This window comes from Sphaerisporangium sp. NPDC051017 (assembly GCF_040683095.1).
GTDB lineage: Bacteria > Actinomycetota > Actinomycetes > Streptosporangiales > Streptosporangiaceae > Sphaerisporangium.
Window position 1 is genome coordinate 1 of sequence record NZ_JBFBCI010000030.1, and the last position, 21,876, is coordinate 21,876.

The window sequence follows — 21,876 nt, forward strand, 5'->3', positions numbered from 1 at the left end:
TAATACGCGTCCGCGGCGTATACTTGGGTACAGAACGCCAGCCGAAGTGTTCGTCGAGATGCTCTCCGAACTTGCTTCCACCGCTTGAGACCGCCGTTCGACATAGAGCCGTCGATAGCCACGGGATGCAACAGGTTGTCTGTCGGCGTGCAGTTCGCTTCTGCGGCGGTCCAGTTCTTCTTCGGACACATCCAGCGTCAGCCTGCGGGCAGGGACGTCCAGTGTGATGAGATCACCATGACGCACCAATGCCAACGGCCCACCGACAGCCGCCTCGGGTGTGATGTGGAGAACGATCGTCCCGGCTGCCGTGCCGGACATCCGTGCGTCAGAGATGCGGACCATGTCGGTGACCCCTCGTTCGGCAAGGCGCCGGGGAATAGGGATGTAACCCGCTTCCGGCATGCCCGGAGCGCCGACTGGACCTGCACCGCGTAGCACGAGGATGTCCTCTGGACGCACGTCCAGCTCGGGGTCATCGATCCTCGAGGCGAGGTCTTCGACGCCGTCGAACGGCACAGCCCGGCCTGTTACGCACAGCAACTCGGGCGAGGCCGCCACCTGTTTGATAATGGCACCCCTGGGCGCGAGGTTGCCACGGAGCACCGCGATACCACCGTCGGTGAAGAGTGGTGTTGTCCGCGGCCGAACCACCGTGCTGGAGCGAACGGGGCGTGCGCGCTCCAGCTCGTCCCCCAGGCTCCGCCCTGTCACGGTCAACACGTTCAGGTGGAGGAGATCAGAGATTTCGTGCAGTACCGTGACGAGCCCACCCGCCCGATGGAAGTCCTCCATGTATCCCTCACCGGCCGGCTTGAGATCGACCAGGACGGGGGTGTCCCGTGCCCACCGATCGATGTCATCCAGCGCAAGAGGGATCCCCAGTCGGCCGGCGATTGCCGTCAGGTGGATGATCGCATTGGTGGATCCGCCGATCGCGAACACGACCCGCGCAGCGTTTTCGATCGAGTCGGCAGTGATGATCTGTTTGATGGGCGTTCCGGCCCGGGCGAGGTCCACCGCGGCCGCCCCTGTGGCCTCTCCGACCCGGAGCCTGGCCGCGGTCACGGCAGGCGGCGCCGCGCTACCGAGCAGCGCGATTCCGAGGGCCTCTGCCACGCAGGCCATCGTGCTTGCCGTTCCCATCACCGAGCAGGTCCCTGCGCTCCCGACCAAAGCGGAGTTGACTTCATCGATCTCGCCCGGATCCAGGGTTCCCGCTCGGTGTCGCCCCCAGAAGGCTCGGCAGTCGGTACATGCTCCTACCCGTCCTCCCCGATGGGTACCGGTGAGCATGGCACCGCTCACGAGTTGGATGGTCGGGCGCTCGGCCGAGGCTGCGCCCATGAGTTGGGCGGGGACCGTCTTGTCACACCCGCCTACCAACACGACGGCATCCATCGGCTGCGCCCGAATCATCTCCTCGACATCCATGGACATGAGGTTGCGTAGCAGCATGCTTGTCGGGCTTGAAAAGCTCTCGTGAACGGAGACCGTGGGAAACTCCATGGGGAGCCCGCCGGCGAGCATGACGCCGCGCCTGACCGCCGCGACGAGCCCAGGATTCGCACCGTGGCACGGGTTGTAGTCACTGATCGCAGTGGCGATGCCAATGATCGGCCGCTCAAGAGCGTCGTCGCTATAGCCGGCGCCTTTGATGAAGGCTCGTCGCAGGAAGAGCGAAAAGCCGTCATCACCGTAACTCGTCAGCCCCGCGCGGAGGCCGGCCGGCCCGCGCGACGCACGGTCGGTCGACCTGTCCTCAGATTTCACAGGACATCCCTCTCATCGGATTCGTTTCGGTCAGCGCGGTCGAGCAACTGGGCCAGATGGACTCCGGATCGCGAAGACAAGTCGCTGATCTGTGTGCGGCAGGAGTAGCCGTCCGCGAGCACCACGGCATCGTCGGGGGCTTCGTCCAGCGCTGGGAGAAGTTGCAGTCGCGCGACGGCGACACTGACGTCGTAATGACCGCGCTCGACTCCGAAGTTCCCCGCCAGACCACAACAACCGCCAAGCCGCGTAACGCGTGCACCCGCCCGTTCCAGGAGTGCTTGGTCCGTGTCCCAGCCGAAGACGGCATGGTGATGGCAATGAGGCTGGGCCACTGCCACCACCCCTGAGAGGTCGGGGGATTTCCAGCCGGGTGTTTCGGTGAGCAGTTCCGCGAGTGTCTTCACTGCTGCGGAGAGTTCCCTTGCTCGTGGGTCCTTGAGCAGCTCACGAATGTCGGATCGCAGCACGGCCGCGCACGATGGATCCAGCCCGACGACGGGTAGTCCCTCTCGCACGTAGGGATACAGCACATCGAGTGCGTGTTGCAGCGAGGCGCGTGCCCGGTCAAGCTGTCCGGTCGAGATCAGGGTAAGTCCGCAACATGCGGGCTTGGGGGGGATGAGCACCTCGTAGCCGGCGCGTTCTAGGACGCGTACGGCAGCCTGGCCAACGTCCGACGAGAGTGTGTTCGTGAACGTGTCGATCCAGAGGACGACCCGCCGCCTCCCCGTTCCGATCGGCTTACGGCGTGAGATCCACGTGCGCAGGGATTCTGAGTTCAAGGTCGGTATCGTGCGCCGGTGGTCCATGCCGGCGAGACGTTTCGCCAGGGCCCCGAGCGGCCTGGCATGAGCCAGTGCGTTCGCGAGCCGCGGCATCCGTCCGGCAAGCGTGAGCCACCTGGGGAGCCACCCCAGCGTGTAGTGCGTGGCCGGCCGAAGCTTGCCCCGATAGGACTGGTACAGGACCTCTGACTTGTACATGGCCATGTCCACCCCGCTGGGGCAATCGGTGGAACAGCCCTTACACATGAGGCACAGGTCGAGGGCTTCATGGACTTCGGGTGCGTCCCACCGCCCGCCTCGGCTGATCGCCTCCTGAAGTATCCGCGCTCGTCCCCGTGTCGAGTGCATCTCCTCCTTGGTGGCTTGGAAGGACGGGCACATCACGGTGTGATCAGCGGGCTCGGCTCGACATTTTCCAACTCCGGTGCAGCGATGCACCGCCTGCGTGAAGTCACCGCCGTCTGCGCTGAGCAACATTGCCAGTCCCGAGGGGGAGGGCTGAGCCTGGGCGACCCGAATGTTCTGGTCAAGCGGCGCGGCATCCACGAGAACCCCTGGATTGAGGACGCCATCCGGATCGAGGAGTGCCTTGACTTGGGCGAAGAGTCCTATGGCCGAGGGGGAATACATCAGCGGCAGAAGTTCGCTGCGAGCGCGGCCATCCCCATGCTCGCCGGACAGCGAGCCGCCATGTGCGACAACGAGATGGGCAGCGTCTGTCATGAACCGCCGGAAGGCCGCTGGGCCGTCGGCACGATCAAGCGGCACGTCTAGGCGGACATGGACGCAGCCCTCTCCAAAGTGGCCGTAGGGCATCCCGGTGAGTCCATGGTCGCGAAAGAGCTCGTCGAGATCGTGCAGGTAGTCGCCCAGTCGGGCGGGGGGAACCGCCGAATCCTCCCACCCCGAGTGGGCCGGCCGACCGGCGGGCGACCGGCCGGCAAGTCCAGCACCATCGGCTCGGATGCGCCACAGAGCCGACATCGCCCCGGGGGCCACGATCATCGCACTATCGCGGCAGGGCACGCTTCGGGCCAGATCACGTGCCCTGGCCATGACCTCCGTCTGGTCATCACCGGCCACCTCGACGAAGAGCCATGCCGATCCGGTGGGGAGTTCCGGCAGTCGGACCCCAGCCCCAGCACGTACGACATCGACCAACCGCGAGTCGAGCCCCTCGCAGGCCGTCGGTCTGAAGGCCGCCGTCAAGGGAGCGGCCCCACCGGCCTGGGCAATGGTGTCGAAGCCGAGGACGACCATCACCCTATAGGTGGGGTCGACCACCAGCCGTAGCTCGGCATCGAGGACGACCCCGAGAGTGCCCTCGCTGCCGACGAAAGCACGACGGAGGTCGAACCCGTTCTCCGGCAATAGGTGTTCCAGGGCGTATCCAGACACCTGCCGGGGGAACTTTCCGAACTCGGTCCTTATCGTGAACAGATTCTCCAGGACCAGTGCCCGGAGTCGTTCAAATTGAGGCAGTTGCGGAACCATTCCCGCCGAGAGGTTGACAACGTCCCCGGTGCTGAGAAGCACCGTGAGCTGTTCAACGGTGTCGACAGTGCGGCCATAGGCCAGTGAACGCGTTCCGCATGCGTTGTTGCCGATCATCCCGCCGATCGTGCAGCGCGAACTCGTTGACGGGTCCGGCCCATACCGGAGGCCGTGACGCGCTGCGGCGCGCTGGACGTCTTTCTGAACAGCACCCGGTTGGACGGTCACGGTGCGCCGTTCGGTAGAGACATCACCTATGCGGGTAAAGTACCTGCTCAGGTCGAGCACCAAGCCGGCACCAATCGAGTTACCTGCTACCGACGTTCCGGCGCCCCTGACGGTGAGTGAGGTCCCGAGGTCGCGGCAGACGGTGAGGGCTCGGGCGATATCGTCGTTTGTTCTCGGGTAGGCGACAGCCAGTGGTGGAACGCGATATAGGGAGGCATCACTGGAGTAGGCGGCACGGGTGCCTGCGTCGGCACGGATATCCATGCCGGAGGCCCCTCCCAGTGCCGCTAAGAGTGCTCCCGTTACCTCTGATGCGGGCTTCATTGGTAGTCAGGGATGCGGTGCTCGTGTGAGCCCGTTTCCCCATCCCCCTTTCAATCCGTGCGTGCGGTTTTCCCGCACACGGCTTACCGATGATCGTCTAGACACACAGAACGTCACCCCGGTAGACACGGTCATACAGGGCATGGAAACGCCGATCCTCCGACTGCTCAGCCGCAGTCCATGGCGTGTGTTGCAGTCCTCGCACCTTCCCCGGCGAAGCACTTTCGACGGGTACGACGGGCCACGGACCGTCGGGGTGGTCGGACCGAGTCACGTCGGTCATGCCCTGACGCTTACCTGCTCCGCTCGCGTGATCAAAGTGAGGGCCCTTCCCTCCCGGCGGGTTATGGTGCACGCCGATCAGGGGCACTACGACCCCCTCGGACTCCCGCTGCGCTCCGGACGGACCTTCACCCGCCGGCCTGACGCAGCTTGCACAACACGACACAGGTGACATGTTACCTGCAACATGCCTGCGGGTTACAATATATCCATGATCTTCACTGAGGGAATTCTCGATCCTCTGGACCCCGTCGTTCCGTCGCTGACCGAACGGGCCGTCCAAGTCATTCGTCGGGCCATCACGACGGGTGACCTCATCCCGGGAAAGCTGTACTCGGTCCATCAGTTATCCAAGGATCTCGGGGTCTCCCGGAGCCCGGTCCGTGACGCTCTGTTGCGCCTCGAGGAGACCGGGATGGTTCGGTTCGAGCGCAACAGGGGCTTTCGTATCGTGTTGCCCGGGGCGCGTGAGCTGGCCGAGATCTTCGGCGTGAGACTGGCGCTGGAGGTGCCGGCCGCTGCCATGGCTGCTCGCCGCGCAACCGACGAGCAGATCGCTGCAATGTCTGAGGAACTGGAAAGCATGCGGGCCGCTGCGGCGGACGACGACGAGCCGACTTTCATGCTCCATGACCAGCAGTTCCATAGCGGTCTACTCGCAGCCGCCGGCAACGAGTACGCACGCGGCGTCATTGACAATATCCGCATAGCCACACGCATGGTGGGAACGTCCACCGTGAAGAATCAGCGATCGCTGGCCGAGGTGATCCTTGAACACGAACCCATCCTTGAGGCCGTCGCTAAGCGCGACGAGCGGGCTGCCATCTCGGCGATGAGTCGCCACCTGCGCCATACCGGTGAGATGTTGGTCCAGCGCACCTCCTCGCCCCAGCAAGATCCAATCGATTTGGTGTCCCTTTGGTGGCTCTTCGTACCTGAGGGGGGTCTGAGCGGGGACGCACCGGGCGGGTGATGCCAGGGAAATGAGGGTCGGGGCCCTCCTCAGGATCGGTAGCGACCAAACCGACGACTGGAAGGCCCCGACTTTCTCCGAGCCAACGGTGTGACCACGCGCAATTCTCTACTGCCCGCTCTTCACAGCGACAATGGACGTCGTCGGCGCTCGCCGGCCGCGAGGCGGTCAGGCGCGGTAGGCGGCCGTCGCGATCTGGACGAACGATCGGATCAGCGGGTTCGCGTCGCCCTCGTTGCACGCCGCCACCACGCGGCTCGGCGCCATGTCGATCAGTGGTACCACGACCAGTTCCTCGGGTGAGTCGTGCCCGAGCGGGGACATCCCGACCGTGCCGTTCCAGAGCACGGCCTGCAGGCACTCCTGGACGGCGCGCACCACCGGACCCTCGCGCGGCTCGCCGCCGTTCCAGTACGACTGCCAGATCGGGTCGGTGCCGTCCGGGAACTGGAACCAGCGCCGGTCGGCCAGGTCGGCCAGCTTCAGGCGGTCACGGCGGGCCAGCGGATCGTCGGCGCGCAGCACCGCGCCCACCGGGTCGGCGCGCAGCTCGTGCACCGTCAGGCCCGTCTCGTCGAACGGCCCACGGGTCAGGGCGACGTCGACCAGCCCGGCGCGCAGCCCGCAGGTCGGATCGGTCAGGTCGGTCTCGCGGATGCGGACCTCGACGTCCGGGTGCCGCCGGCGGTACGCGGCGGCCAGCCGCGTCGCGCCCCGGTCGGTGCTGTCGCCCAAAATGCCCACGGTGATGGTCGCGGCGCCGGCGGCCGCGGCCACGCGCACGCGTAGCCGGTCGGCCTGGTCGAGCAGGGTACGCGCCTCCTCCAGCAGCGCCGCCCCGGCCGGGGTGAGCGTGACGCCCGCGGCGGAGCGGTGCAACAGAACGGCACCGACGTCGGCCTCCAGCTGCTTGATCGCCCGGCTCAGCGGCGGCTGGCTCATATGCAGCCGGGCTGCGGCACGGCCGAAGTGGAGTTCCTCGGCGACGGCCACGAAATAGCGCAGCGTGCGTAGCTCCATGACCGGTGACGATACCCGTATGGTATCGGCGCCACCTAACAGGTTTTGGACGGCCACGGCACCCGGACGGTGGAATCGGAGCATGACCAACGAACCGATGAGCGACGTACCCGCGAGCGTAGTACCCATGGCCGACCCCGCCGTGCAGGTGGCCGGCACCCGGGAGATCGCCCCCGACCTGCTGGTGATCCCCAACCACCGGGTCGGGCTGGTACCCAACATCGGCATCATCGGCGGTACGCAGGCCGTACTCGTCGTCGAGACGGGCATCGGCACCGACAACGCCGAGCAGGTCCTCGCCTTGGCGTCCGAGGCGGCGAAGGGCCGCCGGTTGTACCTGACCACGACGCACTTCCACCCCGAGCACGCCTTCGGCGCGCAGGTGTTCACCGGCCAGGCCACATACCTGGTCAACCGCGCCCAGGCGGACGACCTGAAGACCAAGGGGCCGGGCTACCTGGAGATGTTCCGGGGCATGGGCGGGCCGATCGCCCGCCGCCTCGACGGCGTTCGGCCGCCCACCCCTGACGTGATCTACGACGACGGGTACGACCTGGACCTCGGCGGCCGGACCGTACGGCTGCGGCCCACCGGCCGGGGCCACACCAAGGGCGACCAGGTGGTCGAGGTGCCGGACGCCGGCGTGCTGTTCACCGGCGATCTCGCCGAGACCGGGCAGTTCGCCATCTTCCCGTGGTTCCCGCCGCACGACACGGACGTCTCCGGCGTGCGCTGGCTCGCGGTGATGGAACGGCTGGCCGCCACCCGACCCCGGGTGGTGGTTCCCGGTCACGGTGACCTCGGCGGCCCGGAGGTGCTCACCGGCGTCCGCGACTACCTGCGCGAGCTGCGCGACGAGACCTGGCTGCGGCGCGACTCCGCGATGGGCGAGGCCGAGATCGTCGCCGAGGTCCGGGCGTTGCTGATCGAGCGGCATCCCGAATGGGTCGGCCAGCAGTGGATCGAGCTGGGCGTCGGCTGCCTGTGCGCCGAGCACGCCGCATGACCCCTCGTCCCGCCACGCCCGAATGACGGGTTGCCTCGATGTCCGGTAGTCACCACCGCACCGGCGCTCCCTCGGCCGGCGAGGGACAGACGTGCTCCACCGGCCGGCTTCACCCACGCGGCCCACGAGACTTCGGTTTCGCCGTCGCGTGTTGAAGCGGGTGAGCGTACACACCGGACGGACGTACGACGTAGTGCGGGGCCTTCTCTAGCCTGCGCGGTGCTTCCTAGCCTGTGGGATGCTCTGTCGCCTCGCGGAGGCGGCGCAGGAGTGCTTCGCGGCGGGCTTCGAGTGTGGCGATGAACCCGTCCTGCTCGTCGGCCATGTTGATCAGCGCGCCGATCTCCGTCATGTCGGTGGGAGCGTCGGCGCGGTCTCCGATACGCGCGCGCAACTCCTTGGCGGTCTCGCGCAGCCGGGCCAGGTCCTCGTCCACCACGCGGAGCTCCTCCCGGATCGCGTCCGGGTCACGGAACCTGTCGTGCTGGGCGTTGTCGTCACGCGGGTTCTCGCTGTGGCCGGCCATCGGCGCTCCCTTCTCCCCTGGAGCGGCGTCTCATCCCCCGAGTCCCTCCAGGTCCCTAGAGCAACAGCTCGAAGAGCTGCTGAACGCGCGCTCCCAGTCCCGGGTAACCGGATTCTTCCCCCCGGATCGATGATCTTGAAGGGGTGGCCCATGCACGCCCCTGGCGCTCTTCGCATCGTCACCAACCCGCCGCCCGCCGCACATCCCCTGGTCAGGTAGTAAGCACACCCGTCTGAGGGCCCAGACGTCGTTAGGAAGCTTTCCTAACAATTCTGAAGGCACCCGGGCGGACGGAGCCGGGTTCAACCGTCGAGGAGCCGCTCGGTTTCGCGCCACAGCCGGGCCTGGAGTTCGGGGCCGTCGCCGGGTGAGGTGGGTTGGATCTGACGGGTTTTGCGGACGGTGTAGTAGCCGCCGGTGCGGCCGGTGAAGGCCGGGTCGGTGGCGAGGGTCACGATCAGGCCTGCGCCACGGGCGGGGTCGCCGATCGACAGCCGGTTGAGGATCTTCTCCAGGATGGCGGCGAAGCGCAGCTCGCGGCCCAGGCCGGTGGTGTTGAAGCCGGGGTCCAGGCAGTTGGCGGTGATCGTGGTGCCGGCCAGGCGGCGGGCGAGTTCCAGGGTGAACATGATGTCGAGCAGCTTGCTCTTGCCGTAGTGCTGCGATGACCCCCGTGCGGTGAACGGAACCGTCTCGGTCAGGTCCTGCGGGAGCCGGAGGGTGCCGTGGCGGCGGGAGGCCTGGGAGGCGACGTTGACGATCCTCGCGGCCGGGGCCCGTCGCAGGGCCGGCAGAAGTTCGCGGGTGAGGAGCCAGGGGGCGAGGTAGTTGACGGCGATCATCTCGGGGTGGCCCTCGGGCGTGGTGCGGGGTGTGAAGGCGTGGATGCCGGCGTTGTTGATGAGGACGTCCACGTGGTCGTACCGGTCGGTGATCTCACGTCCGATGCGCCGCACGTCCGCCAGACGGGTGAAGTCGGCCAGGAACACCTCGATACGCGCGTGAGGGGCGTGGGCGCGGAGTTGCTCTCGGGTCTGCGTGGCCTTCTCTGGGTCGCGGGCGGTGATCGCGAGGTCGGCGCCCCGCCGGACTAGGTCGAGGGCGGCCAGGCGGCCCAGGCCGCTGGTGGCGCCGGTGATGACGATGACGGGCTTCATGACGGTCCTGTCCAAGGCCGCGGTGACGGTTGTTCGGTGAGAGAGGCGTTCGGACGCAGTGGCGATGTCGCAGTTGAGTCGATGTCGCCGTTGACGACGGCAGCGATCGCCATCGCCCGCACCGACGCCCTCAGCCTGGCCGCCGGCAGCGAACTCCCGCCGCCTTCGCGGGCTCGAACCCGGCTCCCGTGACCATGTGCGGCCTTCTAAGTAGTTTGTATATGCCCATCAACGTAGCGAGTATAGTTTGGATATGCAAACTAGTCCTGCCTGCGGTGAGAGCAGTCGGCACGAGCTCGAACTGGCGCTGGGCGAGCAGATCAACGCCGTGCTGAGCGCGACCCGCGCGCTGAGCGAGCGCAGCGCCGCGCACTTCCACGCCGACCTGCAACCGGCGGCGTTCCATATCGCGCGTTGGCTGTACGCCTTCGGCCCCGCGCGGCCCAGCGCCATCGCCGAAGCCGTCGGCATGGACCGCAGCTCCACCAGCACCCTGATCGGCAAAATGCGATCACTCGGCCTGCTGGACAGCTCACCCGCCCCCGAGGACCGGCGCAGTATCATCGTCGGGCTCAGCGAACAGGGCCGCCGGCAGGTCGCGGCGACTCTGGAGGAACGCGGCAAGGAGTTCTACGCCCGCACCCAGGACTGGTCCGAAGACGACCTCGCCCACCTCATCGAGTTGCTCGCACGTCTCACATCCGAGCGGCCCCCGTGACATCCGTGTCCCCTGACACGGCCGTCCACATCTCCAGCGGCTTCAGGTCCGCAGCAGCCCCTCGCACGACCAAGGTCCAGATCAGCACTTTGCCCCGGGCACCGGCCTGCGGCGTCTCCCGTCCTTGGTTCCGGGAGACGCCGTCTTCAGCTTCTGATGTCAGTCGGTGATTTCGCCGGACTTGAGGCTGCTACGGAACGCGACCCACTCGGTAGCGGGGATGCGTAGCACCGGGCCATGCGGACGCTTGCTGTCGCGGATCGCCATCCCGTTGTCATGCAGGGCTGCTAGTTCGACGCAGTCACCCTGATCGCCGCTATACGAGGACTTGACCCACGTGGCACCGGTCACGTCGACCATTTCTGCATCCACTCCCTGATCAGACTCAGTGACGCGTTCTGCGCAAGCGCGCTGGTTCGCACCGCTTCGTACCGTACCTGGATTTCGCGCACGTCCTTGGCCTGGACAAGGACCTGCCCCTTACCGGCGGTATCGAGGTAGACGATTTCGCGACCGTTCCTTATCTGGCCGATGATGAACCCTGCCTGCAGTGCTACGGTACTACCCGCCTCAAGCGGGACTACCTGGAGCGTGATATTGGGATACTCGGCCACCTCCAGGAGGCGATTCAACTGCCCCTCCATGACGGCCGCCCCTCCGATCGGTCTCTGGAGGACCATCTCGTCGAGCACGATCCAGACCATGGGCGAATGCTTGTGCGTGAGAAGCGTCTGTCGATCGAGTCGCGCCTCCACCGCCCTCTCGACCTCTTCAGGCGACATACCGGGCCTCCCCGCGATCATGGCACGGGCGTAGTCGGTCTACCGATACCGCCTCCACCTTCATAAAGGCCGGCCACGGCCATCCATCCCGTCAGCCACGTCTGGCGCCACGCTTGGAGAGCGCCCAGGTAGCAGCGCCAGAAAGGCGACCACGGAGACGGCTTGCATTGGGCGAAGCCGTCCCATGTCCCATGCCCTGCGCCGGCAAGGTTTCCGCGAGGCCGCGCCGACCCACACCGGAACAGTGTGAAGCCCGAATACTGAACGGAGGTGGAGAGCGGCAGCCTAATAGGCGCAGTCCGAGCGCAGCGAGGCCCTTTCCCGAAGCGCGCCACGACTTCTGGAGGGTGACGGCTGTCGTTTGCGTCTACGGTGCTCCGAGACGATCTCGACTCGTCGATCTTCGACAGGATGACGGGATGGCCAGCACTGTCGTCGAGATCCATGTCCCGCTGCGAGAAACGCCCGGCCTCGCCGCGACCGACTACCCGTTCCCGTGGATCGACGAGATCGAGGAGTTCGAGGAGTTCCTGTACGACCTGGAACTGCAAGGCCAGATCAAGGTCTTCGACGACGGCGAGGAGGACGGCGAGGTCTACGTCTTCTTCATCGCCGGAGCGGACGAGGAAACTCTGCTGCTCGCGGCATCCCTCGCGGTGACCCTCGACCGAGTCCCCGCTGATGCCTTCGCCATGATCACCGACGATGAAGCACCAGAGTTCGGCCTCGGACACCGAATCGACCTGCCGTGGGCCTGGTCACGCGTGTGAGCCGGGGGAGATCTGACCGATGACTCGCCACATGCCACTGGACGGATTGGCGTAGGGCTTCTCCCGCGTCTCGTCGATGTCTTTTGCTCTCGCGCAGGCGATGTCGATCTTGTCTTGAAAGTTGGCGCAGTCGAGTTGCGCCTTGTCATAGTCCCGCAGATGCTTGCAAAGCAGTGCATTAGCCTGCTTGTACGAGTTCAAATGGCCACGCCGGTTGACGAAATGGAGTAGTAGCCAGAACTCGAAGCAAGGGTTGGAGACGGCGACATTGACATTCGATTTAGCGGCCTCGCGTACTGCTTCGGTGACGTCGAACTCGTCAACATCGAAAACCGCCCACACCTCGTCGAAGTCATCCTTGTCCGACTTACTGAACGCGGCGGCATAACGAACGACCTCAAGAGGCGACTTGTCTCGGGTCTTGATTTTGACCGCCACGGCGGGGTTCCGATACAGCCCTTTGACGCCTTCGAGGTACTGCTTCTCCGTTTCTGCCGCTCCACAGACGATCAGAACTCTCAAAGAAAGACGTCTGGCCTGTTTGGCGATCCGGCGCCGTTCGCTGTTTTCCTTGGAAAACTTAGGCATCGTCGTCGGAGCCGTCGCTCAAGGCATGTGTGAAGGCTTCTTCAGTGACGAAAGGTACGGCACCCAGCGCTCCGCCCAGGTACCTTTTCTCCCAGTTGAGTCCCTCGCGAGGCTGGAAATCGGTCAGGGGGTATATGGTGGACTCCCCTGTTTGGCTGTCCTTCTCCGCAAACCAGATCTCGTCCCTGCGGAGAGTTTCCTCACCCTGAATTCTTGACAGCAAGGACGCATCATGGGTCGTAAAGATCAACTGCGCTCCGAGCGGATTGGTGGTCCGGTCCTGAAAGAGCTTTACCAGTTGCCTGATCAGTAGAGGATGAAGGCTTGTATCGAGTTCATCGATGACGAGCACCCAACCGTTGCGCAGAGCGGCCACTGTGATTCCGACCAGGTCGAACCAGGTTTTTGTTCCTCGCGACTCATCCCTGAAGCTCAGATTCGCACCGGTCTTCCCGATATGCGTGAACTTCATTGATTGTGCGGCGACTGCAAAGAGGTTGCTCAGTACATCTACTTCCTGACCACTCTTTATTTCTAGCTCGATGGGAGGGCTGGAGCCGAGTTGGAGAGCGAAACGCGCTGCCTTGTCGGCATTCTGGGAACCTTTGACGTGTATCTGTACGTCTGTTATCCCTAGATCTGCGACACGTAGCAGCTCTATTGCCCGGCTCGTCTTCTCCGGTCCATCAAGCAGTTCTCTTGTCATCACCCTCCGGTCGTCAGAGTTGTCGTCGTCCGCGAACCACAGCTTCTCCCGGAACCAACCGGCCACCTTGGACAGTTCGGTGGAGCCGATTCGCTGCACAGATGAAAGAAGCAACATGTTTTCAGGTGTGATGTCGCGGAGCAACGGCACTCGCGTCCCCCGCAGAGAATTCCCAAATCGGTAGTCGGTTCCATGGCGCTCGAACAGGGTCCTGCGCTTCTTGTGCGGGTACGAAAAGAGCCATTCTTCAAGCACGGCGTGATCATCGACAGAGAAGCCGTATGTGTAACGAACATCGTCGATGAGCAAGTCCACGGCAAAGCTCGACGGCTCGTTTGTTGCTTCCGAGTCGAGCAGGAAGGGGCGGCGTGGAACCCCTTCGTCGGGCCGCCAGTCGCGAGTCTGGCTTGTCACCGCGTCATGCATGAAACGCAAGGCATCGAGGACGTTCGACTTGCCTGATGCGTTCGCACCGTACAGTGCCACGATGTTCACGCACTGCCGATCGCGTTGGTATACGGATCTCAGGTCCAGCGTCTGGGGCTCACGGAGTGATCGATGGTTTGCCGTTCGGAATGCCAGCAACATCTAGATCTCCTCGCTGACGACCAACAGGCGGCCTTGTGAACAAGTGAAGTGCGGATGAGTCCTTCTGACTGCAGCGTATGGCCTGCTGATCGGCCTTGCCACCTGACGCTTGGAGATCATTTCGGGTGTATGGGAGTAAGAAGGGGCATGTCGCCCCGCCTCTCCATGTGTTGGAAGCGATCTCTGGCAGCCGGGACCCCTTGTCGGGCGTTTGGGCAGCCCGAGCGGAGCGAGGCCTTTTTCTGGGGCGTGGCTGCGGGGTCACTTCACTCGGTGGGCGACTCTTAGTTCGGTCAGGTAGCGCTTGGTGATCTTGCCGCCGTGGCAGGTGTCGATGAGGGTGCCGATGCAGTCGAGCAGGCCGGCGAGGGCGTCGGGGGGGAGGTCGCGGTGGCCGGAGTAGGTACGCAGGACGTCGAGGTACTGCGTGGTTGTGTACTCAATGTCCCGCTCGTAGCGGAAGAAGCGCACCGGACCGAACCGGCCGGAGTCATCTAGATCAGCGCTTTCGCGCAGGACGTAGGACGAGTCCTGCAGCGTGATGCCCTTCGGTGTCTTCGGGTCGAAGCGCTCGTAACACTCCTGAGCCTGGCGGAAGAACTCGATGCTGCCGCCCGCGATGTGGTGAGTGGCGATCGTGGCCAGCGTGCCGCCGACGCGCATGGCGTTGGCCGACTTGTCCACGCGCACGTTCGGGTCGAGCCAGTGGAACGCCGTCGCCGACAGCACGACGTCGAACGGGCGCTCCGGCAGCGGCCAGTCCTCGAACGCGGAGACGACGACCTCGGCCTGGTGGAAGCGGCTCAGCTTGCGGCGGGCGATTTCGGCCATGGCCTCGCCCAGTTCCACGGCGACGACGCGGCACCCCCACTCGGCCAGCGGCACCGTCGCCTGCCCCGTGCCGCACCCGATCTCCAGCACCGAGCACCCCGGCCCGATGCAGGCGACCTCGGCGAGATCGTCGAACATCGCCACCGGATACCCCGGCCGCGCCCGGTCGTACAACTCGGCGTCCTCCATGAAGGTCGCCCGCAACCGCTCCCGATCGTTGGTCTCCACGCCCGCAGATTACCCATCGGGACCGACAACTGGCTCTTCGCAGATGAGGGTGTAGTCGAGGTCTGTCGGTTTCCGAGGTCCGTCCGCGCGATTTTTCACGCTCGGGCGCGCTCCTATGCGCGCGACGAGACGTGTGCCGGGGAAGGAGCTATGAACCGTCGTTGCCATCGCGCAGGGAATGGATCATCCTCTGCAGGATCCGGAACGCGTCTGACTGCTCGGTCTCGGTCATGCCGGCCAGCATTCTGACCTCGACGGACCGGACCGCTACGGTCGCCTTCTCGAGGCTTCGTCGGCCGTGAGACGTGAGCCGCGTGGGAAGAATCCTCCCGACGGGTGCCTCCGCCGGCCTGGTCACGTAGCCCTCTCGTTCCAGGGCTTGGAGCAGCACGTTCATCGACTGCCGTGTCACGAACGCGCCCCGCGCGAGCTCGGAGTTCGACAAGCCCGGCCGTTGAGCCAGTAGCTCAAGGCAGGCGTAGCGCGTCACGCTCATCCCGAGCGGCCGCAGCACCTCCTCCATGGCTGCGCGCAGGGCACTCGAAGCCTCTTTCAGCAGGTAGCCCAGTGATTTGTCCAGGTCGACGCCGACACCGTTTTGACTCATGTCAGTAGTCTGACATACATTGCCCTGTGTCAGGCATCTGACACGAAAGAAGGAGCATCATCATGCCGGCCACCGGCCCCGACTTCATCTCGCTGCAAGCGCGTGACCTCGACGCTTCGCAGGCGTTCTACGAGCAGTACCTCGGCCTCGTCCGCTCGCAGGCCGGACCTCCGCACGCCGTCGTCTTCGAGACGAAGCCGATCGCCTTCGCCCTCCGCGACGTCGTTCCCGGCACCGACCTCGCATCCGTTGCTCAGCCCGGCATCGGTGCCGCGATCTGGCTCCACGCCACAGACGTCCAGGCCATTCACGATGCTCTCGTCGCCGACGGGCACACCATCGTCTCCGCACCGATCGACGGCCCCTTCGGTCGGACATTCACCTTCGCCGACCCCGACGGCTACCAGATCACTCTCCATGACCGCGTCTGAGGCGAGCACCCTGGTTTTTGGGGCTACCGGGGCACTCGGTCGCCACGTCCTGGACGCGCTGGTCGCCCGGGGAATCAGTCCCGAAACGATCACCGCGGTCGGTCGGAATCAAGTGCGCCTCGGGGAACTTGCTTCCGCCGGGTTCAGCACTGCTGCCGTCGATCTGTCGGATTCATTCGCCATCGCAGAACTGGTTGCCAGGCACTCTGACATTGTGTTGATCTCGGGCAGCGACCCGAATCGCCTTGCTCAGCACGAGTCGGTCATCGAGGCTGCGAAGAACGCGAATGTCCGACACGTCTACTACACCAGCGGAGTTCGAGCCGACGATGACCGGTTCGAGATCAATGCGGACCACAGGGCGACAGAGGAAGCTCTTACCGCTTCCGGTGTGACGTACACGATCCTGCGGAACACCTGGTACATCGAGAACTACATTCAGGCACTGGCAGGCCCCCGCTTCGCCGGCGTTCTCGCCGCGGCGACCGGTGACGCCGTCGTTGCAGCAGCCAGCCGGAAGGATCTGGCTGAGGCATTGGCCATCGTTGTCACCACAGATGGGCACGGCAATGTCACTTACAGCCTCTCAGGCGACACGAACTTCACCTACGCCGACATTGCCGAAGCGATGTCGGTCGTGCTGGAGCGAGAGGTCACTTACCAGCCTGTCACTCCCGAAGAGTTGCAGGTAGCGCTCATCAATTCGGGGATGGACGGCGAGCTGGCCAGCTTCTTGGTAAGTCTCGATGAAACCATCGCTGCCGGGGTTTTTGCTCGGGTCGGTGACGATCTTTCTCGACTCCTCGGCAGGCCAACGACCGGCCTTGTTGAGGGACTGACGGCAGAGTGAACAGTGGGTCCGGCGCGGGCGAGTCGGCAACCTCGGCTCGCGCCGTCCCTTCTCCCGATCGGCGATTCTGGATCAACACCGTCAGTCTGGATCACGTTGAAGCGGCCATCCAGGGAGGCTTCACGCAAGCGGACCACGGTGCTGGCACGCGTCTTCGCCAGCCACGTCCTGGCGATGAGATGGTTTTCTACTCGCCGCGCACGAACTTATGGCGAGGTAAACCCGTCAGGCAGTTCACCGCGTGGGCCACAATCACCGGCGACAAGCCTTACCAGGTCCATGTCAGCGACGTCTTTCGGCCATGGCGGCTTGCGGTTACATTTCACGCTTGCGAGCGAGTGGATGCGAAGCCACTTGTCGATCAGTTGTCTTTCATCACGGACCCCGCTCATTGGGGTTTGCCATTTCGCCGTGGATTGTTTCACATTCCGCGGCGGGATTTTTCGACGATCACCGCGCACATGGTCGCGCGTGAAGATACAGAGGCCCAAAACCGTCGGCGAACGATGGGCGAGTGAGGTCAGCGCATACGAAGTACACCTCTTCCCTCAGACCGTACCGAAATCGATCGATTCCGGTGCGGTCGCCCGGGGCGTGGTCTAGCTGATCGGTGTCAGGAAGCTGACACGAAGAGTCCGAGGATGAAGGTTCCTACACCGCTCATCTGGAAGACCTCGACGTGCGCGACGCTACCTTCTGCCTGCTGATCTGACGACGTTCTGCCGGCTGGATGACCTCGGCTTGGAAGTGGTTGGCCAACGGCTGCATCCCGACCACGCCGTGTTGCTCTGCCGAGTGGTCGAGCCTGACGACTGGTGCCATGCCTGCGGCTGTCTGGGGGTGCCGCGCGACAGCGTGCTGCGCGGACTGGCACACGTCCCGCTCGGCTGGCGGGCAACGATCCTGCACGTCCGCATCCGCCGCTACCGCTGTTCGGGCTGCGGGCAAGTCTGGCGTCAAGACACGCCCGCAGCCGCCGCGCCGAGGGCGAAACTGTCGACGCAGGCGGTGAAGTGGGCGTTGAAGAGTGTCGTCATCGACCGAATGTCGATCGCCCGGATCGCCGCCGGGCTCGGGGTGTCCTGGCACACCGTCAACGACGCCGTCCTGGCGACCGGCCACCAGTTGCTGATCGCCAACCCGACCCGCCTGCACGGCGTCCGCGTGCTCGGTGTCGACGAGCACACATGGCGCCACACCCGCCGCGGGGACACGTTTCGCCGGGGGCCAGTTCGACATCATCCGATCCGAGCTGAACGACGTCATGCTGGCCCTGAACGAAGGGGACGCCAAGACCCCGGCGCGCGAGATGAGCGATGGGCTGCTCCGTTTCATCGCCATCGCGACCGCGCTGCTTCGGCGGGGACGGGACCTGGACGTCGGAGGCCGTGATCTCGGCGACGACGAGCGAGCGGTGACCATCGTCATAGAAGAGCTGGAGAACGGGCTTCATCCGTCCCAGGCGAACAAACTTCTCAAACTCGTGAGGAACTTCTCCGACGACGACGGCACACGCGCGCTTTTCACCACGCACAGCCCGGCCTTGCTTTCGGCTCTCAGCTCCGAGGACCACGCCGGGGTGGTCGTCTGCTCTCGCGAACCGGCTTCGGGACGATCGCGGCTGCAAAGACTGCCGGAAATCGATGGCTATCCGAGTTTGATGGCACGGGGAGAACTGGGCCAGGTGGTGGCTTCGGGCCTGCTGAGCGAGACCATGCCGGCAGCGGGTCGCCGGCGTCGACGTGCTGATCTGGACTCTGGACAACCAGCTCGGCGCCTACTCCTGAAGTAACCATGTCAAACACCCTGAATAGGCACATGGAGAGGGCTAGGGTTCTCGCGGACGATCGAACTAGGAGTGGCTCTATGAGCGAGTATGCGGTGACCTTTGATCTGGTCGATGGCGACAATGACGGGCTGATCTCGGCCGGGGAGTTTCTGCGGCTCATGGAGGTGCTGGGGCAGCCGGTGTCGCAGGAGGCGGCGGACGCGGCGGTGGCGCGGCTTGACACCGACGGGGATGGGCTCATCTCGCTGGACGAGTTCTCCGCCTACCTCTCCTCCACGCGCTAGGCAACGCGCGAAACATCTCCCGATGACGCCACGGCGGGTTTCACGCCGTGGCCTTCGGCATGCCTGGATACCGGCGCCGCGGGCGTCAAGGACTCGGCGGGCCGCGAGGGGGTCGCGCTCGGCCGGGTGAGGGGCGGCATCCTGGAGCAGCACATCTTCGACCCCGAGACGTTCACGTACCTGGGTGAGCGGGGCATGGTGGTGGACGCGAAGACCGCGGGCGCCCCCGTCGGCAGTGTCCTGGCCCTGACCGCGCAGCTCAAGGTGTCGGTGGTGGACGCGCTGCCCGAGGCGCACGACGCGTCCAAGGACGGCAGCTGCGAGATGACCGCCGAGACGGCCGAACCCTCCCCGTCCACCTCCTGACCTGCCCCGACGTCTCCTCCGTACGCCGTAGCGGGTTGTCGGCCGCCCTCATTGTTCGCCCATGCGCGGAAGGGCGTGCATGCCCGTAACCTGACGGCCCGCGCCGCCCCGCGGGCCGTCGCGGCGTGTACCCCGGAAGGCAGTCCCCACCCCCGGAAACGGTCAAATCCTACTAATAATGTAGGATTCGACGCGGTTGCCGGGGATCACACGGCTGTCTACCAGGAGAAACAGTGAACAGGAAGACGACGTCGCTTCTCGGCGCCGCCATAGCGCTCGGGCTGGCCCTCACCGCGTGCGGCGCGGGCGGCGACGGTCAGACGGGGACGAAGGACGGCGCCGCGCCGGCGGGCTCGTCCAGCACGGACGCGACCATCGGGGTCGGGTCGCTGTACGAGCCGCAGAACCTCGACAACACCGCGGGCGGCGGGCAGGGCGTCACCGAGGCCTTCAACGGCAACGTGTACGAGGGCCTGTTCCGGCTGACCGACGACGGCAAGGTGGAGAACCTCCTGGCCAAGGACTACACGGTGTCCGGCGACGGCCTCACGTACACGTTCACGCTGCGCGACGGGGTGAAGTTCCACTCCGGCGACCCGCTGACCTCGGCGGACGTGAAGTACAGCATCGAGAAGGTGACCGCGAAGGACTCGCAGTCGGCGCGCAAGAGCAGCTTCGGGGCCATCAAGAAGATCGACACCCCGGACGACCACACCGTCGCCGTCACCCTGGCCGACAAGTCGATCTCGTTCGTGTACAACCTCAGCTACGTCTGGATCATCAACGACGCGGCCAAGGAGCTCGCGACCAGCGAGGACGGCACCGGCCCGTACAAGCTCGGCGCGTGGAAGCGCGGCAGCACGCTCAGCCTGGACCGGTTCCCCGGCTACTGGGGGACGGCGGCGTCCAACAAGCAGGTCGTCTTCCACTACTTCACGGACGCGGCGGCGCTGAACAACGCGCTGCTGACGAACGCGGTCGACGTCGTGACCAGCGAACAGAGCCCGGACGCGCTCGCGCAGTTCAGCGGCAACCCTGACTACAAGGTGAACAACGGCAAGTCCACGACCAAGCTGCTGCTGGCCTTCAACGACCGCAAGGCGCCGTTCGACAAGCCGCTGGTCCGCAAGGCCGTCAGCTCGGCGATCGACGACAAGAAGCTGCTCGGCTCGATCTGGGGCGAGTACGGCACGCTGATCGGCTCGATGGTCCCGCCGACCGACCCGTGGTACGAGGACCTGACCGGCGTGAACCCGTACGACGTGAACCTGGCGAAGAAGGAGCTTTCCGACGCCGGGTACCCGAACGGGTTCAGCTTCACGCTGGACACCCCGAACTACGACCCGCACCCGACGGCGGCGACGTTCATCAAGTCCGAGCTGGCCAAGGTCGGCATCACGGTCACGATCAACGTGATCACGGCCGAGGAGTGGTACACCAAGGTCTACAAGAACCGCGACTTCGCGGCCACGCTGCAGGAGCACGTCAACGACCGCGACGTCGTCTGGTACGGCGACCCGGACTTCTACTGGGGCTACGACAACCCGCAGGTCGCGGCCTGGGTCAAGGAGGCCGAGCGGTCGGACACCACCGAGGCGCAGACCGAGCTGCTGAAGAAGGCCAACCGGCAGATCGCCGAGGACGCCGCGAGCGACTGGCTGTACCTTTACCCCCAGATCGTGGTGGCGTCGTCCAAGCTGTCGGGGTACCCGGTCAACGGGCTGAACTCCCAGTTCTACGCGTACGGGATCAAGAAAGGCTGACGCCGCCCCCGGCTAGCCATGACTACATACCTCCTCCGGCGCATGGCCTTCCTGGTCGTGTCGCTGCTCCTGGCCGGCGCGGTGCTGTTCCTGCTGCTGCGCCTGCTCCCGGGTGACCCGGCCAACTCCTTGCTGTCGGTCGGGGCCACCCCGGAGCAGATCGCGGGCGCGCGCCACCAGATCGGGTCGGACCGCCCGCTGCCCGAGCAGTTCGTCACCTGGCTCGGGCAGATGGGGCGGCTCGACCTCGGGACGTCCTTCGTCAGCACCCTCCCGGTGGGCCCGGAGATCGCGGCCCGCCTGGTGGTCACGGTGCCGCTGACGCTGCTGTCGTTCCTGCTGGCGGTGGTCGTGGCGGTGCCGGTCGGCTTCGTCACGGCCCGCCGCTCGGACCGCTGGTACGGGCTGCTGCTCAACGGCGTGTCGCAGCTCGGCATCGCCGTGCCGGTCTTCTGGGTGGGGATGCTGCTGATCTGGGCCTTCGCCCTGTACCTCCGCATCCTGCCCGCCGGGGGCTTCCCGCAGGACGACTGGGCGGACCCGGCGGACGCGCTCACCTCGCTCGCGTTGCCCGTCGTCACCGTGGCCCTCGTCATGTCGGCCTCGCTGATCCGTTACGTCCGCTCGGCCACCGTGGATGTGCTCGACAGCGACTACCTGCGGACGTTCCGGGCGCTCGGCTCGTCCTTCTCCGGCGCGATGTGGCGGCACGGGCTGCGCAACGCGGCCGTCCCGGTCATATCGGTGCTGGGGATCGAGTTGGCTACGACCTTCCTCGGGGCCGTTGTCGTGGAGAGCGTGTTCGCGCTGCCCGGGCTCGGCAGCATGCTCGCCAAGGCGATCGCCCAGCACGACTACCCCGTCGTGCAGGGGGTGCTGTTCGTGAGCACGTTCGGCGTGCTGGTCATCGGATTCGCCGCCGACCTCGTCCAGCGGGCCATCGACCCGCGCCTGCGCGGCACCCTCTCCCGGAGCCCGCGATGAGCCACCACCGGCCCGGTTCT

At 65.4% G+C, this 21,876-nt stretch carries 22 protein-coding genes and 2 pseudogenes; 13 read left to right on the forward strand and 11 right to left on the reverse strand.

Translation table 11 applies throughout. The features are described from left to right. The coding region (locus tag AB0M95_RS23080) for a dihydroxy-acid dehydratase (protein WP_363768044.1) at positions 1–1,773 on the reverse strand (1,773 nt) is incomplete at its 3' end. Further along, entirely contained in the window at positions 1,770–4,607 is a 2,838-nt protein-coding gene (locus tag AB0M95_RS23085) for an FAD-binding and (Fe-S)-binding domain-containing protein (RefSeq protein ID WP_363768047.1), read from the reverse strand. The genes AB0M95_RS23080 and AB0M95_RS23085, both read right to left, overlap by 4 nt. Before the next feature lie 493 nt (positions 4,608–5,100). Here AB0M95_RS23085 and AB0M95_RS23090 point away from each other — a divergent pair, with 493 nt between their 5' ends. Further along, positions 5,101–5,862, forward strand: coding sequence for a GntR family transcriptional regulator (locus AB0M95_RS23090; protein WP_363768050.1), 762 nt, complete (start codon positions 5,101–5,103; stop codon positions 5,860–5,862). A gap of 168 nt (positions 5,863–6,030) precedes the next feature. Here AB0M95_RS23090 and AB0M95_RS23095 read toward each other — a convergent pair whose 3' ends face one another. Further along, positions 6,031–6,882: a LysR substrate-binding domain-containing protein gene (locus AB0M95_RS23095; protein ID WP_363768053.1), complete on the reverse strand. Its 852-nt coding sequence runs from the start codon at positions 6,880–6,882 to the stop codon at positions 6,031–6,033. A gap of 82 nt (positions 6,883–6,964) precedes the next feature. Between AB0M95_RS23095 and AB0M95_RS23100 the strand changes: the two genes are divergently transcribed. After that, positions 6,965–7,888, forward strand: coding sequence for an MBL fold metallo-hydrolase (locus AB0M95_RS23100; protein WP_363768056.1), 924 nt, complete (start codon positions 6,965–6,967; stop codon positions 7,886–7,888). 226 nt (positions 7,889–8,114) lie between these two features. Here the strand turns inward: AB0M95_RS23100 and AB0M95_RS23105 are convergent, their stop codons facing one another. Continuing rightward, a complete protein-coding gene (locus AB0M95_RS23105) occupies positions 8,115–8,414 on the reverse strand; it encodes a hypothetical protein (protein WP_363768059.1) in 300 nt (99 codons plus the stop codon). A gap of 302 nt (positions 8,415–8,716) precedes the next feature. Further along, positions 8,717–9,571, reverse strand: coding sequence for an SDR family NAD(P)-dependent oxidoreductase (locus AB0M95_RS23110; protein WP_363768062.1), 855 nt, complete (start codon positions 9,569–9,571; stop codon positions 8,717–8,719). Positions 9,572–9,824: 253 nt separating this feature from the next. Between AB0M95_RS23110 and AB0M95_RS23115 the strand changes: the two genes are divergently transcribed. Continuing rightward, positions 9,825–10,289: a MarR family transcriptional regulator gene (locus AB0M95_RS23115; protein WP_363768065.1), complete on the forward strand. Its 465-nt coding sequence runs from the start codon at positions 9,825–9,827 to the stop codon at positions 10,287–10,289. A 159-nt stretch (positions 10,290–10,448) separates the two neighbouring features. Here the strand turns inward: AB0M95_RS23115 and AB0M95_RS23120 are convergent, their stop codons facing one another. Then, entirely contained in the window at positions 10,449–10,649 is a 201-nt protein-coding gene (locus tag AB0M95_RS23120) for a DUF397 domain-containing protein (protein ID WP_363768068.1), read from the reverse strand. Next, a pseudogene (locus tag AB0M95_RS23125) lies at positions 10,637–11,095 on the reverse strand (DUF5753 domain-containing protein); the annotation flags it as partial. The gene AB0M95_RS23120 and the pseudogene AB0M95_RS23125, both read right to left, overlap by 13 nt. A 395-nt stretch (positions 11,096–11,490) precedes the next feature. Between AB0M95_RS23125 and AB0M95_RS23130 the strand changes: the two are divergent. Continuing rightward, positions 11,491–11,841, forward strand: coding sequence for a hypothetical protein (locus AB0M95_RS23130; protein WP_363768071.1), 351 nt, complete (start codon positions 11,491–11,493; stop codon positions 11,839–11,841). Here AB0M95_RS23130 and AB0M95_RS23135 read toward each other — a convergent pair. The 4 genes from AB0M95_RS23135 to AB0M95_RS23150 form a co-directional block, all read right to left on the reverse strand. After that, positions 11,830–12,429 (reverse strand): RloB family protein, encoded by a 600-nt coding sequence (locus AB0M95_RS23135; RefSeq protein WP_363768074.1) that lies wholly within the window; start codon positions 12,427–12,429, stop codon positions 11,830–11,832. The two genes, AB0M95_RS23130 and AB0M95_RS23135, sit on opposite strands and share 12 nt — an antisense overlap. Further along, positions 12,422–13,723, reverse strand: a complete 1,302-nt coding sequence (locus tag AB0M95_RS23140; protein WP_363768077.1) for an ATP-binding protein — start codon at positions 13,721–13,723, stop codon at positions 12,422–12,424. Before AB0M95_RS23140 ends, AB0M95_RS23135 begins: the two co-directional genes overlap by 8 nt. A 261-nt stretch (positions 13,724–13,984) precedes the next feature. Beyond that, positions 13,985–14,782: a class I SAM-dependent methyltransferase gene (locus tag AB0M95_RS23145; RefSeq protein ID WP_363768080.1), complete on the reverse strand. Its 798-nt coding sequence runs from the start codon at positions 14,780–14,782 to the stop codon at positions 13,985–13,987. A 148-nt stretch (positions 14,783–14,930) separates the two neighbouring features. Further along, complete coding sequence (locus AB0M95_RS23150) at positions 14,931–15,389, reverse strand: MarR family transcriptional regulator (RefSeq protein WP_363768083.1); 459 nt, start codon at positions 15,387–15,389, stop codon at positions 14,931–14,933. Positions 15,390–15,451: 62 nt separating this feature from the next. On the opposite strand from AB0M95_RS23150, the gene AB0M95_RS23155 reads away from it, so the two are divergent. From AB0M95_RS23155 to AB0M95_RS23195, 9 genes and pseudogenes are all read left to right on the forward strand, one after another. Next, the gene (locus AB0M95_RS23155) at positions 15,452–15,820 is read left to right on the forward strand and encodes a VOC family protein (RefSeq protein WP_363768086.1); all 369 of its coding nucleotides are present in this window, start codon (positions 15,452–15,454) and stop codon (positions 15,818–15,820) included. Then, positions 15,807–16,670 (forward strand): NAD(P)H-binding protein, encoded by an 864-nt coding sequence (locus tag AB0M95_RS23160; RefSeq protein WP_363768089.1) that lies wholly within the window; start codon positions 15,807–15,809, stop codon positions 16,668–16,670. Before AB0M95_RS23155 ends, AB0M95_RS23160 begins: the two co-directional genes overlap by 14 nt. Beyond that, positions 16,667–17,188: an EVE domain-containing protein gene (locus AB0M95_RS23165; RefSeq protein ID WP_363768092.1), complete on the forward strand. Its 522-nt coding sequence runs from the start codon at positions 16,667–16,669 to the stop codon at positions 17,186–17,188. Before AB0M95_RS23160 ends, AB0M95_RS23165 begins: the two co-directional genes overlap by 4 nt. Before the next feature lie 178 nt (positions 17,189–17,366). Beyond that, positions 17,367–17,888 (forward strand): annotated as a pseudogene (locus AB0M95_RS23170) (ISL3 family transposase); the annotation flags it as partial. 46 nt (positions 17,889–17,934) lie between these two features. Continuing rightward, complete coding sequence (locus tag AB0M95_RS23175; RefSeq protein ID WP_363768095.1) at positions 17,935–18,462, forward strand: ATP-binding protein; 528 nt, start codon at positions 17,935–17,937, stop codon at positions 18,460–18,462. A 74-nt stretch (positions 18,463–18,536) separates the two neighbouring features. After that, positions 18,537–18,743: an EF-hand domain-containing protein gene (locus tag AB0M95_RS23180; protein ID WP_358522993.1), complete on the forward strand. Its 207-nt coding sequence runs from the start codon at positions 18,537–18,539 to the stop codon at positions 18,741–18,743. Positions 18,744–18,869: 126 nt separating this feature from the next. Further along, entirely contained in the window at positions 18,870–19,109 is a 240-nt protein-coding gene (locus AB0M95_RS23185) for a hypothetical protein (protein ID WP_363768098.1), read from the forward strand. Positions 19,110–19,342: 233 nt separating this feature from the next. Further along, positions 19,343–20,872 carry an ABC transporter substrate-binding protein gene (locus AB0M95_RS23190; protein WP_363768101.1) on the forward strand — a complete coding sequence of 510 codons (1,530 nt, stop codon included), beginning with the start codon at positions 19,343–19,345 and terminating at the stop codon, positions 20,870–20,872. A gap of 18 nt (positions 20,873–20,890) precedes the next feature. Continuing rightward, entirely contained in the window at positions 20,891–21,856 is a 966-nt protein-coding gene (locus AB0M95_RS23195; RefSeq protein WP_363768104.1) for an ABC transporter permease, read from the forward strand. The last annotated feature ends 20 nt before the right edge of the window (positions 21,857–21,876 follow it).